A 12434-nucleotide genomic window follows, 5' to 3' on the forward strand; every position below is an offset into this window, starting at 1 on the left:
TCACTCTCAATGGGCACCTGGCCCAAGTATTTCGCAAGCGGAGCCCATCATGGAAAAACGTGAAGAACTCTACCGCGGCAAAGCCAAATCGGTTTACAAGACCGACGACGCTGACCGCTTGATCCTGCTGTTTCGCAACGACACCTCGGCGTTCGACGGCAAGCGCATCGAACAGCTCGACCGCAAAGGCATGGTGAACAACAAGTTCAACGCCTTCATCATGCAGAAACTCGAAGCGGCCGGCATTCCGACCCAGTTCGACAAACTGCTGGCCGACAACGAAGTGCTGGTCAAGAAGCTCGACATGATCCCGGTCGAATGCGTCGTGCGTAACTACGCCGCTGGCAGCCTGGTCAAGCGCCTGGGCGTCGAAGAGGGCATCAAGCTCAATCCGTACACCTTCGAACTGTTCCTGAAGGACGACGCCAAGGGCGACCCGTTCATCAACGAATCCCACGTCGTCGCGTTCGGTTGGGGCACCGCTGAACAGCTGGCGCGCATGAAAGAACTGTCCCTCAAGGTCAACGACGTCCTGAGCAAACTGTTCGACGACGCAGGCCTGCTGCTGGTCGACTTCAAACTCGAATTCGGCGTGTTCAGCGACGGCTCCATCGTCCTTGGCGACGAATTCAGCCCCGACGGCTGCCGCCTGTGGGACAAAGACACCAAGAAGAAAATGGACAAGGACCGCTTCCGCCAGGGCCTCGGTGACGTCATCGAAGCCTACGAAGAAGTCGCCCACCGCCTCGGCGTCCCGCTCTAAAGCGGAAACGCCGCAAGCGACTGAAAAAACGCGAAAATTTTGAAAAAAAGGTTCGCGTTTTTTTAACAAGCTGTTATGATGCGCGCCGTTGGAGAGATGCCGGAGTGGCCGAACGGGACGGATTCGAAATCCGTTGTACTGGCGACAGTACCTAGGGTTCAAATCCCTATCTCTCCGCCATTACAAATGAAAGCCCCTGAAGTTATGCTTCAGGGGCTTTTTTGTTTTTCTGGAATGGACTCATGACAGACGACGTACTGATCAGCAAAACAGCGACGATCACTCGCTGCGTTGCCAGAGCGCGAGAAGAATACGACAAGGACCCCTCGACATTTCTTCTCGACCCCTCCCGCCATGATGCAGCGATTCTGAACATCCTGAGGGCATGTGCAGCAGCTTTGGATATAGGTCATCACCTCATCCGTAGAGAGACGCTGGGAGTCCCTCAAAGCGCTCAGGATGTGTTTGAGTTGCTTTGCAGGGGAGGGTGGTTGGAGGCTTCATTGCTGAAAACCATGAAGAACATGGTCGGCTACCGGAATATCGCCGTTCACGAGTCCCAGACGCTCCAGCTGCCCATCGCTGTGGCAATCATCACGCAGCACCTAGACGATTTCGTCCGTTTCAGTTCGTTTGTATTGACGCGAGATGCGGTCTGTGGACCTGAAAGGGACAACACTCAAAAAAAATGCGCCCAACCGGGCGCATTTTTTTATGGCTTACTCATCCCAAGGACGATCGCCGTTCTCATCCTTGACGCGGGTCGGTAAACCCATCACATCAAGGGCTTTCAGAAATGCCTTGGCAGGCAATTCCTCGACGTTGACCATGCGCTTCACGTCCCATTCGCCGCGGGCGACGAGGAGGGCGGCGGCGACGGGTGGGACACCTGCGGTGTAGGAGATGCCCTGGCTGTCGGTTTCGGCGAAGGCGTCTTCGTGGTCGGCGACGTTGTAGATGAACACTTCGCGCGCCTTGCCGTCCTTGGTGCCTTTGACCAGGTCGCCGATGCAGGTCTTGCCGGTGTAACCCGGTGCCAGCGAGGCGGGGTCCGGCAGTACGGCCTTAACCACTTTCAGCGGAACGATTTCGACGCCTTCAGCGGTTTTGACCGGCTGTTCGGACAGCAGGCCAAGGTTTTTCAGGACGGTGAATACATTGATGTAATGGGCGCCGAAGCTCATCCAGAACCGCACGTTGGGCACTTCGAGATTTTTCGAAATCGAGTGCACTTCATCGTGGCCGGTGAGGTAGAGATCTTGAGCGCCGACGACGGGCAGGTCGTCCGTACGTTTGACTTCGAACATGGTGTTGCTGGTCCACTGGCTGTTCTGCCAGCTCCACACCTGTCCGGTGAATTCGCGGAAGTTGATTTCCGGGTCGAAATTGGTGGCAAAGTATTTGCCATGTGAGCCGGCATTGACGTCGAGGATGTCGATCGAATCAATGCGGTCGAAATAGTCTTGCTGCGCCAGGGCCGCGTAGGCGTTGACCACGCCCGGGTCGAAGCCGATGCCGAGGATGGCGGTGATGTTTTTCTGTTGGCACTCTTCGAGGTGTTTCCACTCGTAGTTGCCGTACCAGGGCGGCGTTTCGCACACTTTGCCCGGCTCTTCGTGGATCGCAGTGTCCAGATAAGCCACGCCGGTGTCGATGCAGGCACGCAGGACAGACATGTTGAGGAATGAGGAACCGACGTTGATCACGATCTGCGATTCGGTTTCCAGAATCAGCGATTTGGTCGCTTCGATGTCCAGCGCGTTCAGGGCGTAGGCCTTGATCTCCGCAGGCTGCTTGAGGCTGCCTTTGGCGTTCACGCTGTCGATGATGGCCTGGCACTTGGAGATGTTACGCGACGCGATAGCAATACGACCGAGTTCGTCGTTGTGCTGCGCGCACTTGTGGGCCACCACCTTGGCGACACCTCCCGCACCAATGATAAGAACGTTCTTCTTCAATTTATTTCTCTCTCCTTTCTGTCAGCTCAGGAAAGGCTGGACAGATAATCGTCAAAACCAAACTCACGAACCACTTCAACTGTACCGTCGAGTTGTTTCACTGCGATGGATGGCATTTTCAGGCCGTTGAACCAGTTCTTTTTGACCATGGTGTAACCCGCTGCGTCCACGAAGGACAGCCGATCGCCGATGGTCAGCGGACGATCGAATTGGTATTCGCCAAAGATGTCGCCTGCCAGGCAGGATTTACCGCACACCATGTAGGTGTGGTCGCCTTCGCTCGGGGCCAGCTTGGCGTCGAGGCGATAGATCAGCAGATCGAGCATGTGCGCTTCGATGGAGCTGTCGACCACGGCCAGATTTTTGCCGTTGTAGAGGGTGTCGAGCACGGTCACTTCCAGCGAGGCGCTTTGGGTGATCGCCGCTTCGCCCGGTTCCAGGTACACCTGCACGCCGTATTTCTGCGAGAACGCTTTCAGGCGTGCGCAGAATGCGTCGAGTGGGTAGCCTTCGCCGGTGAAATGAATGCCGCCGCCGAGGCTGACCCATTCCACTTTGTGCAGCAGATGGCCGAAACGTTCTTCGATGGTCGACAGCATCTGGTCAAACAGGCCGAAGTCGCCGTTCTCGCAGTTGTTGTGGAACATGAAGCCGGTGATCTGCTCGATGACTTTTTCGATCTTCTCCGGGTCCCATTCGCCGAGACGGCTGAACGGACGCGCCGGGTCGGCGAGCAGGTAATCGGAGCTGCTGACTTGCGGGTTCACGCGCAGGCCGCGCACCTTCTCGGCGCAGGCAGGGGCGTGGCGCTCTAGCTGGCTGATGGAGTTGAAGATGATCTTGTCGCAGTTGGCGAGCATCTCTTCGATCTCGTCATCTGCCCAGGCGACGCTGTAGGCGTGGGTCTCGCCTTCGAACTTCTGACGGCCCAGCTTCAGCTCATAAAGAGAAGAGGAGGTGGTCCCGTCCATGTACTGCTGCATCAGGTCGAACACCGACCAGGTCGCGAAACACTTGAGTGCCAGCAGGGCTTTCGCACCGGATTGCTCGCGCATGTACGCGATTTTTTCCATGTTGCGCAGCAGCTTTTCTTTGTCGATGAGGTAGTACGGCGTTTTGATCATTTCGTGGCCTCCAGCAATGCCAGCCGAAAAAGGACGGGGATTGTGCCTTCACTCGAAAGGGATCGAAAGGGTGAAACCGTTTTTTTGCCGCTTTATGCGACGTTCGTGACCGAATTCCGGCTCTCTTGAAATATTTTGTGTTCAGTTGAGCAGGCATCAACGGTCTGTCAGCTGTGCCGCACACTGCCGGATAACCATGACAATTGAGGCATGGGTCTCTGTCAAAGCGCAGAAAACTCTTTTAAGATTTGCGCTGAATACGTATGCAATCAGCCCTGCAACAAATCCTGCCGGAGACAAGACTGTGGCAAATGAATACGAAACGTTGGGCATGCCGTCCTTTCGGCTGGACGGCAAAGTTGCTTTGATCACCGGCGCTGGCACAGGCATTGGTGCCGGAACCGCGCTGGCGTTCAGCGCTGCGGGTGCTGAGCTGGTCTTGGTGGCCCGGACCCAGAGCAATCTTGATCAGGTCGCCGAGGTCATCCGCGGTAGGGGTGGGAAGGTCACGACGGTGGTGTGCGACGTCACCGACCGCGCCGCGATTCGCGCGGTGATCAACGCGCTTCCCAAGCTGGACATTCTGGTGAATAACGCCGGGACCAACTTCCCTGAGCCGATGCTGGACGTTACCGACGAGCACCTGGATACGGTGATCGATCTCAACGTCCGTGCCTGCTTCGTCACCGCCCAGGCCGCCGTGCGCAAGATGTTGGAGAACACCGGGCCGGACACCGGCGTAATCATCAATATTTCTTCGCAAATGGGCCATGTCGGTTCGCCCAACCGCACGGTGTATTGCATGACCAAGCATGCGGTGGAAGGGCTGACCAAGGCCATGGCCGTCGAGCTGGCGGACCGTGGCATTCGGGTGAACACGCTGTGCCCGACGTTCGTGGACACGCCGATGGTGCGCAAGATCGTCGACACCCCCGAGAAGGAAGCGTTTCTGGTCTCGAAGATTCCCATGGGGCACATGGCGAAGATGGAAGACGTGATCGGCGCGGCGCTGTACCTCGCCGGGCCGTCGGCACGAATGGTCACCGGCACGTCCCTGAAAGTGGACGGCGGCTGGACAGCGCAATGACCGGTGAGCCACCCCTCATTTGAAAGAGGGGTGGCGATAACCTCAGTCGCGCTCGAACGTCCGCCGCTGGGCGCTGAATGCCATGAGCGCGCGATCACGCCACGCCCGCCGCGTTTCAAGCTGATCGTGTGCCAGAAACTCGCGGCGCTGGGCTTCGATGTTCGCGATCAGCTCAGGGCTCCACTCCCGTTCATGGGTGCGCGAATCGGCGATGCCGCGATAGAGCGGTCCCAGTCGTTGCGCATAATCCGCCACGCCGCCGACGGCGTTCAGGTCAATCGTTTCGAATGGGCCCATGAACGACCACCGCCAGCCGAGGCCGTCGCGCACCGTCTTGTCGATGTCCTCGCAACTCGCAACACCATCCTCCACCAACGCCCAAGCTTCCCGCAGTAGCACCGCTTGAAGGCGATTGAGCACGAAGCCGTCGACCTCCTTGCGCACGTGCACCACGCTCTGGCCCACGGCATCCATCAGCGCGGCCGTGAACGCGACGACCTCAGGCGCGGTTTCCGGGGAGGGCACGATTTCCACCACGGGCACCAGGTACGGCGGGTTGACGGGGTGGGCGATCACGACCCTCGGCGTGATGTTCAAACCCAAGGCAAATGCTGAAGCAGGAATGCCTGACGTCGAGCTGCCGATGATCAGGTCTGGCGCGGCCACGGCCTCCAGTTCGAGCATCAGGGCGCGTTTGACGTCGGTGCGTTCGAGTATCGATTCCTGCACGTAGACCGCGCCTTCAACGGCGTGGGCCAGGCTGTCGCAAACGGTCAGCCGCGCCAGGATCGCGTCGGCCGGTTCGCTCAGCAAACCGTGGGCCGTGAGGTCGCCGATCTGCTGTTCGATCAGCGGCACGGCGGCGTTGGAAATCGCCGGGTTGGCGTCGTAGATCCGTACCGCCAATCCGGCCCGGGCGAAGAGCAGCGCCCAGCCGGAACCGACCAGACCGGCCCCGACGATGGCGACGGGACGGCCTTGGGTCAGGGTTTCAAGTTCATGCTTCATTGTTCACCTTTGACAGCTGTTGGTCGCCCAGGCAGATCTCCGTGACCTGCAGGCCCTGAGGCGTCAGGCGGGACGGGTAGACATCCTTGAGGCGTTCTTCATGGATCGGGATCAAGCGTTTGAAGTCCTGATCGACGACGTTGAGCATCGCGACGGTGGCCATCACCAGATTTTCCTGGCTCCCTGACGCCAGGCCCACCGGCGTAATCGCCAGCTCGCCGCGTACTTCGCCGTTGCCGATTTCAGCGTTTTTGAGGAAGTTGTCGTAGCTGTAGACCAGGTCACCGGCCAGCACGTAAGAATCTTGGGATTCACGGGCCAGGTCGTTACGCACATGCACCCACATCGAGGCGAACGTGTGGCTGTCGTAGGCGACGTATAAGTCAATGCCTGGCAGGAAGTCGGCCATGTCGCCATCCACGCAGCGCAAGCGCCCGTCCTTGGCGAGGGTGACGGCGCGCAGCACGTCAGACGGATCGGTGGCGATCATCATCCAGTGCTGATGGCCTTGCGGGAGTGACATTACCCAGATCCACTTCGCCAGCTCTTTTTCCTGAATGTAGAAGGTCGCATTGGGGAAGGCATCGGTGTTGCCAAGGTGGTCGAAGTGCGCGTGGGTGAGGATCACCGTGTCCACTTCCTCCGGCGTCACGCCGCATTGAGCGAGGACTTCAGTGGGCGAGTGCCAGTTACCGACGCCGAATTTCTTTTCAAGGTAGGCGCCGTAATCCTTACTGTTGTAGCCGACGTCGATCATGATCGTGCGGCCATGGCCTTTGATCAGCACGTAGCAGTAGGGCAGTTTGCGCGTACCTTGGTTGTGCGCACCGAAGATGATGCCACTGACCGGATAAAGCTCGACGGCGCTGTATTCGAGCACCCAGATGGAATAAGCATTGCCTGGCATAAGTCACCTGTTGTTTTTATGGGGTGAACGGAAGAGGTTGCTCAGCGTTACTCAAGGCTTGCAGCGGAATGCAGCAGGCGCAGCCGTCTGCGAAGTCCACGGTTTGAAGGCGGGTTTCCGGGTCGGCGGCGCACCGAAGCATCGAACACGCTGCCTCCAGCGCCTTGACCATGCGTGGGATTTCGTCGCGCAATTGTTCGGGGCTGTTGACGGTTCGGCGCAAGGAGCGGGCGATGTCGTCCACGTGGGCGGCAGCCTTCGACAGATGCCGGTAGTGTTCGGTCGCCATGGCGGGCGGGTGAATTGTTAGCAGGCTGCAACGGCAGTCCTCGATCTGCTCCAGCGGCGTGGACGCCAGGTTGTAATACGCTTCGAAGCAGCTTCGCGCCTGGCCCAGAATCAGCAGCCCGCCCAACTGGCCGATGATGCCGTTGAGCTGGTCGAAGTACGGGCGAATCTGCGCGCAGTAGGCCACCCATTCATCCAGCCGAATGCCGATGCCGATGGCGTCCGAGTTGCTGCGCTCGGCGTCTTTGTAGGCGTGTCGAGCGAGGCCGAAACGGGTCGAGTTGAGCGTCAATGTCATGTGTTCCCTCCCATGGCCCGAGCCCAAAGGCTCAGGCACGCATGCGTTCACTGCGCGTCGAACGCCTTGGTTTTGGTCAGGTGATACAGCCCTTGCGGCGCGTCGCATTTGGCGCAGTTGATGCCCGGCTCATTGGCGGCGGCGCGTGCGGCGTCTTCAGGCAACGGCTGAATGGTCGCGCCCGGCGTAGGAATCCCGTCGGTGGCGGACTGCAAGGAAATCTCCGGCAGCAACGTTTGGTCGAACACTTCGGTCACGAACGAATCCGGCACCTTGCCTTCGGCCAGCGCGTTGCATTCGAGGGTCACTTTGTCGCCCTTGCACACGGTCACTTTGTCGGCCGGCACCCAGGGCAGCGCGTACTCGATGTTGTGGACTTTCATCTCACGTTTGCCTTGCAGCTGTTCCATCATCAGCTTGAACGCGAGGCCGGCTGCCGCAGGTGGCGAACCGGACGACACGCCGCGCAGCCCTTTGGCTTGATAGTCGGGATTGGCCAGGCCAAGGCGGAAGCCGTTGGAGTTTTCACCGGTCATCGGCACCAACTTGTGATTGGCCGCGAGCAGCGCTTTGAGCGCGCCGTTCTCGCCCGCCTGCGCCCAGATGCCTTCGACGTCCGGGTGCGCGGCGAGGGCCTTGGCGGTTTCCTGTTGGGTGGTGCGGTCGTCCCAATAGCCGTAATACTCGGCGACGATCTGAATGCCGGGGTATTTCTTGAACACGCTCATTGCGCCGTCGTAGTGACGCTTGTCCACCGAGTTGCCGGGCACGCCACGGCTCAGGAAAATCTTGCCCTTGCCATGCAGTTCGTTGACCAGTGCCTGAGCGGTGTTTTCGCCGAAACCGGCGGTGATGTAGCTGACGTTGTACGCACACGGCTCGGTGACCGTGGCGTCATACATGTAGAAGAGGGTGCCTTTTTCACAGCCGCGTTTGACCGTTCGGTTCAGCGCGGTGGGGGAGACCGGGAAGCTCACCACGCCATCGGCGCCTGCCGCGATCATGCTCTCGTAGGCCGAGATTTGCGCCTGCACGTCGGTGCCCGAAATGACCTCGCGCAGCTCGACCATTTTGTCGTACGGCGGGGTCTTGGCCAGCGCCTTCACCAGGTTCGCCGCTTCGGATTGCCAGGCGTTGCCGCTGTAGCTGAGGCTCAGGTAAATAATGTAATGATCCTTCACCGCCGCGTTCGCCGTCATCGGCATCGCTCCGAGCATCAACGGAGCGATCACCCCGGCGAGCAGCGCCGTCATTTTGCCGCGCAGCCGGGACACCTTGAATTCACGTGCTCTCTTCATTTTCATCCGCCTTTTGGTTGTTGTTAGCCGTTATGAAATTCGGTGAAGGTCGTTCAGGTCTTGCGTTTGGAGTGCCTCAGCGAGCGCAGCCAGTCCATCGCACCTTCGTGCTGGAGCAGAATGGCCAAGAGGATGATTGCCCCGGAAATGACCGTCCTCCAGCCTTGGGAAAACCCGAGGCTGGAGATGATCATGTCCAGGATGGTGAGCAGCAGGGCACCGGCCAGGGTGCCGACGAAACTGCCGCGACCGCCGCTGATGGACGATCCGCCGATCACCACGGCCGCCACGGAGGGCAATAGATACGGGTCGCCCATGCGCAACGTCGCGCCGTTGGAATACCCCACCAGCAGCATGCCGGTGATGCCTGCGAGCACGGCGCACAACGCGTACGTCATGACCGTAAGGCGCAAGGTGTGCAGCCCGGCGAAACGTGCGGCGGTCGGGTTGGAGCCAAGCGCGTAAAGCCGGGTGCCAAAGCGGGTGCGCGATTGCACGATGAAGGCGATCACGGCGCCGACGACCGTGAACAGCACGATCACCGGAATCCCCGCCACACGACCGCTCATGAGCCAGGTGAAGGCCTTAGGCGATACGCCGTTGGGCGAACCACCCGTGGCGCCGAGGCAGAGGCTGTACACGATGATCCCCATCGCCAGGGTCATGATGAACGCCGGGACCTTGAACACGCCGATGCCCAGCCCGTTGACGACCCCGACCACCGCACAGACGCCCAGCACCGCGCAGGTTTTGAGTACACCGCCGTCAGCACCGACCCACACCGCCGTCAGAATGCCGCCCAAGGTGATGACCGAAGGAATGGACAAATCGAGCCCGCCAATCAGCACCACCAGGCCTTGTCCAAAGGCAACCACCACCAGAAACGAGCAGAGGATCAGGATCGTCTCCAGTTGCTGGTAACCGCCTGCGTTGGGGTTGATCCATTTCGCCGCCAGCAGTGCCAGCACGCACAGCATGAAAACGCCGACGATGTTCAGGGTTTCACGGGAGACCCGCGAGGACTTGCGATAGTCGGTGGCGACGTCGTTCACGGGGGCTGCCTGTCGGGTGTCAGTCGATTCGATTCGTGCGCTGGTCATGTCACGTCCTCCGCAGGTTGAACCATTCGCCGGCGTTCATCAGGCTGACTGCGACGATCATGACGATGCCCTGCAGCAGGCCGATGTAGAACGACTGCACGCCGATGGAGAACAGCAGCTTCTGCAACAACATCAAGCTCGCCGCGCCGATGATGCTGCCGGTGAGCCCGCCCATGCCGCCGCGAAACGACGTGCCGCCCAACGCGATGGCGGCGAAGGTCAGGAGCAACAGCGTGTTGCCTGCATTCGGGTTGCCGGTCGCGGTTTGCGCAGACAGCATGTAGCCGCTCAGGCCATAGAGGGCGCCTGCGATGACGAAGGCCAGGCAGCGCGTGCGTTGCACCTGAATGCCGGACAGCGCGGCGGCATGCTCGTCCTGGCCAACGGCGTACAGTGCGACGCCGAAATTGGTCTTGCGTAACAGGGCCCACAGTGCGACGACGGCCAGCAGCACCAGCCCGGACACCGGAATGCCGCCGACGGTGTCGGTCAACGTTTCGCTCAGCCATTCCGCGACGGAGCCACCGGGTGCGTCGAGAATCACCAGCGCCAGACCGCCGGTCATGATCATCGTCGCCAACGTCACGGCGATGGACTGAAAGCGGCCGTAGGCGACCAGCACACCGTTCACCAAACCGACCAGCGCGCCGATGCCAAGGGCGATTCCGAGGCTGACCAACGCGCCCGTCGCGTCTTCCAGCGGGTAGCTCGCCAGAATCACATTGACCAGCGAGATCACCCCCGCGACCGACAAATCGAACCCTTTCAGCAGCACGATCAGCGTGCCGCCCGCGGCGGCAATCGCAAGCGGCGAAGCGTTGTTCACCAGATCGCTGAACGCGGACACACTCAATGCGCTGCGCTCCACGCTGGCGTAGGCCACGAACAGCACGACATACAGCAGCGCCGCCGTGCCAGCGCCGCTTTTGGAAAAACGTTTGAGGCGGGAAGACAGTGTGCTCATGCCGCTTCTCCTTCGCCGTGTCGGCGGTGCCCTGTCGCGGCGGCGACCAGACGGGTCTCCTCAATGGCCTCGCCTTCGAGTTCGGCCGCGATCCGGCCCTCGTAGATCACCAGACAGCGATCACTCAAGCGCACCAGCTCGGCCAGTTCGGAAGAGTAAAGAAGCACCGCGCCCCCTTTGCGCGCGAAATCTTCGATGGCCAGATAAAGGGCCTGTTTGGTGCCGACATCGACGCCCCTTGTCGGGTCGAACAGCAGCAGCGTGTTGGCCCCGGTCAGCAGCACCCGTCCCAGCAGGGCTTTCTGCTGATTGCCACCGGACAGCTCGTTGATGCGGAAATCCAGATAGCGCTCTTGAAGATCGACCTGACCGGCCACGTGAGTCGCCAGTTGACGTTCGCTTTTGCGCGACACCAGCCCCATCCAGCCGATGCGATCCAGCGCCGATACCGCCATGTTTGAGCGCACGGCCAAGTCGGCGAAGATGCCTTGGGTCTTGCGCTCTTCGGGCAACAGCGCGACCTGAATGCCCGCCGCGAGGGCATCGGACGGGGAGCTGATCGTGGCGGGCTTGCCGTCGACCTTGATCTCTCCTGCGCGCTTGGGAATCAGGCCGTACAAGGCGTGAAAAAGGTCGCATTGACCCTGTCCGTCGAGACCGGCCACGCCGACGATTTGACCGGGGTAAAGCTTGAGATTGAGGTGCTTGACCATCCCGGCATCCAGCCCGGCGACCTCAAGTCTCGGTCTCTGCCGTGAAGCTTCTGACGCGCTCAGGCTGGCGTTCCTGGCCGTGGCGGCCATGCGCTGGCCGACCATCATTTCGAAGATCTTCGCGTCGTCGGTGTGTTGAAGGTCGGTGGTGCCAATGCTGCACCCGCTGCGCAACACCGTGGCCCGGCTGCACAACTGGCGAATTTCGTTGAGGCGGTGGGAGATATACAGGACGGCGGTGCCCTTGGCGGTTTCCTTGCGGATCAGGTCGAACAGCCAGTCGGTGGAGGGCAGCACGGCGGTCGGTTCGTCGAGGATCAGCAGGGAAGGGCGGTGACTCAGGGCTCTGACGATCTCCAGCCGCTGTCGATCGGCCAAAGACAATTCGCTGACCAGCAGGGTCGGGTCCAGCTCGCCAAGCCCGAACGCGGTCAATGTGTCGAGGGCCGCCTGGGTGTTTCGTGACCTGGAGTTCAAACCTGCCCAACCTTTGCGCTGCTTGGGCAAGGCGAGGTTTTCTGCGACGGTCAGGTTGGAGAGCAGGCTGAGTTCCTGAAAGGCCGTGGTCACGCCGTTGGCGCGGGCCTGCAGAATGGAGCGGGGCGCGTAGGGGCGGGCGTCGAACTGCATCGTCCCCTGATTCGGCGTCACGACGCCGGTGAGTATCTTCACCAGCGTGGACTTGCCCGCGCCGTTTTCGCCGAGCAGCGCGTGCACCTCGCCCGGATAGATCTGAAAACTGACGCCGCCGAGGGCGTGGGTCGGTCCGTAAGACTTGCACAGGCCTTCGACCTGCAATATCGGATTCTGAGGGTGTTCGGACGCCTGCATCGCCATCACCTGCTGTTTTTTTTTATTGTTCTATCCGGACAGCGCCCGACCGCTGAAGTCAGCGGGTTCGCGCTGTGGTGGTCTGCGTCGCAATC

The 12434-nt window shown here is 60.4% G+C and carries 11 protein-coding genes, 1 tRNA gene and 1 pseudogene; 4 read left to right on the forward strand and 9 right to left on the reverse strand.

The genetic code is table 11. The annotated features are described in order from the left end of the window. Window positions 1–49 precede the first annotated feature (49 nt). The 3 genes and pseudogenes from purC to AAEO81_RS08390 form a co-directional block, all read left to right on the forward strand. Window positions 50–763: a phosphoribosylaminoimidazolesuccinocarboxamide synthase gene (gene purC / locus AAEO81_RS08380; RefSeq protein ID WP_166596357.1), complete on the forward strand. Its 714-nt coding sequence runs from the start codon at window positions 50–52 to the stop codon at window positions 761–763. 90 nt (window positions 764–853) lie between these two features. Beyond that, a tRNA-Ser gene (locus AAEO81_RS08385) sits at window positions 854–943 on the forward strand. A gap of 62 nt (window positions 944–1005) precedes the next feature. Further along, window positions 1006–1413, forward strand: a pseudogene (locus tag AAEO81_RS08390) (DUF86 domain-containing protein); the annotation flags it as partial. 69 nt (window positions 1414–1482) lie between these two features. Here the strand turns inward: AAEO81_RS08390 and AAEO81_RS08395 are convergent. After that, window positions 1483–2721 (reverse strand): saccharopine dehydrogenase family protein, encoded by a 1239-nt coding sequence (locus AAEO81_RS08395; protein ID WP_341962846.1) that lies wholly within the window; start codon window positions 2719–2721, stop codon window positions 1483–1485. A 26-nt stretch (window positions 2722–2747) separates the two neighbouring features. After that, a complete protein-coding gene (locus AAEO81_RS08400; RefSeq protein ID WP_166596362.1) occupies window positions 2748–3845 on the reverse strand; it encodes a carboxynorspermidine decarboxylase in 1098 nt (365 codons plus the stop codon). Window positions 3846–4149: 304 nt separating this feature from the next. Here AAEO81_RS08400 and AAEO81_RS08405 point away from each other — a divergent pair, with 304 nt between their 5' ends. Beyond that, entirely contained in the window at window positions 4150–4932 is a 783-nt protein-coding gene (locus tag AAEO81_RS08405) for an SDR family oxidoreductase (RefSeq protein ID WP_341962848.1), read from the forward strand. A 42-nt stretch (window positions 4933–4974) separates the two neighbouring features. Here the strand turns inward: AAEO81_RS08405 and AAEO81_RS08410 are convergent, their stop codons facing one another. Genes AAEO81_RS08410 through AAEO81_RS08440 form a run of 7 tightly spaced genes read right to left on the reverse strand, consistent with a single transcriptional unit; the run spans window position 4975 to window position 12339 of the window. Beyond that, window positions 4975–5940, reverse strand: a complete 966-nt coding sequence (locus tag AAEO81_RS08410) for a 3-hydroxyacyl-CoA dehydrogenase (protein ID WP_341962849.1) — start codon at window positions 5938–5940, stop codon at window positions 4975–4977. Beyond that, window positions 5930–6847 carry an N-acyl homoserine lactonase family protein gene (locus AAEO81_RS08415; protein ID WP_341962850.1) on the reverse strand — a complete coding sequence of 306 codons (918 nt, stop codon included), beginning with the start codon at window positions 6845–6847 and terminating at the stop codon, window positions 5930–5932. The genes AAEO81_RS08410 and AAEO81_RS08415 overlap by 11 nt, the downstream gene beginning before the upstream one ends. A 16-nt stretch (window positions 6848–6863) precedes the next feature. Further along, a complete protein-coding gene (locus AAEO81_RS08420) occupies window positions 6864–7433 on the reverse strand; it encodes a hypothetical protein (protein WP_341962851.1) in 570 nt (189 codons plus the stop codon). Between the two features lie 47 nt (window positions 7434–7480). Then, complete coding sequence (locus tag AAEO81_RS08425; RefSeq protein WP_341962853.1) at window positions 7481–8731, reverse strand: sugar ABC transporter substrate-binding protein; 1251 nt, start codon at window positions 8729–8731, stop codon at window positions 7481–7483. Window positions 8732–8784: 53 nt separating this feature from the next. After that, on the reverse strand, window positions 8785–9831 hold the full coding sequence (locus AAEO81_RS08430; protein WP_341962855.1) for an ABC transporter permease: 1047 nt from the start codon (window positions 9829–9831) through the stop codon (window positions 8785–8787). A 1-nt stretch (window position 9832) separates the two neighbouring features. Then, window positions 9833–10795, reverse strand: coding sequence for an ABC transporter permease (locus AAEO81_RS08435; protein ID WP_341962857.1), 963 nt, complete (start codon window positions 10793–10795; stop codon window positions 9833–9835). Then, a complete protein-coding gene (locus tag AAEO81_RS08440; RefSeq protein WP_341962859.1) occupies window positions 10792–12339 on the reverse strand; it encodes a sugar ABC transporter ATP-binding protein in 1548 nt (515 codons plus the stop codon). Before AAEO81_RS08440 ends, AAEO81_RS08435 begins: the two co-directional genes overlap by 4 nt. Window positions 12340–12434 lie beyond the last annotated feature (95 nt).

The organism is Pseudomonas sp. RC10 (genome assembly GCF_038397775.1).
GTDB classification, from domain to species: Bacteria; Pseudomonadota; Gammaproteobacteria; order Pseudomonadales; family Pseudomonadaceae; genus Aquipseudomonas; species Aquipseudomonas bambusae.

Excerpts from the sequence above, each read along its gene's own strand:
- AAEO81_RS08435 (WP_341962857.1), bottom strand. The coding sequence starts at position 10,795 with ATGAGCACACTGTCTTCCCGCCTCAAACGTTTTTCCAAAAGCGGCGCT.
- AAEO81_RS08430 (WP_341962855.1), bottom strand. The coding sequence starts at position 9,831 with ATGACCAGCGCACGAATCGAATCGACTGACACCCGACAGGCAGCCCCC.
- AAEO81_RS08425 (WP_341962853.1), bottom strand. The coding sequence starts at position 8,731 with ATGAAGAGAGCACGTGAATTCAAGGTGTCCCGGCTGCGCGGCAAAATG.
- AAEO81_RS08400 (WP_166596362.1), bottom strand. The coding sequence starts at position 3,845 with ATGATCAAAACGCCGTACTACCTCATCGACAAAGAAAAGCTGCTGCGC.
- AAEO81_RS08410 (WP_341962849.1), bottom strand. The coding sequence starts at position 5,940 with ATGAAGCATGAACTTGAAACCCTGACCCAAGGCCGTCCCGTCGCCATC.
- purC (WP_166596357.1), top strand. The coding sequence starts at position 50 with ATGGAAAAACGTGAAGAACTCTACCGCGGCAAAGCCAAATCGGTTTAC.
- AAEO81_RS08420 (WP_341962851.1), bottom strand. The coding sequence starts at position 7,433 with ATGACATTGACGCTCAACTCGACCCGTTTCGGCCTCGCTCGACACGCC.
- AAEO81_RS08440 (WP_341962859.1), bottom strand. The coding sequence starts at position 12,339 with ATGCAGGCGTCCGAACACCCTCAGAATCCGATATTGCAGGTCGAAGGC.
- AAEO81_RS08415 (WP_341962850.1), bottom strand. The coding sequence starts at position 6,847 with ATGCCAGGCAATGCTTATTCCATCTGGGTGCTCGAATACAGCGCCGTC.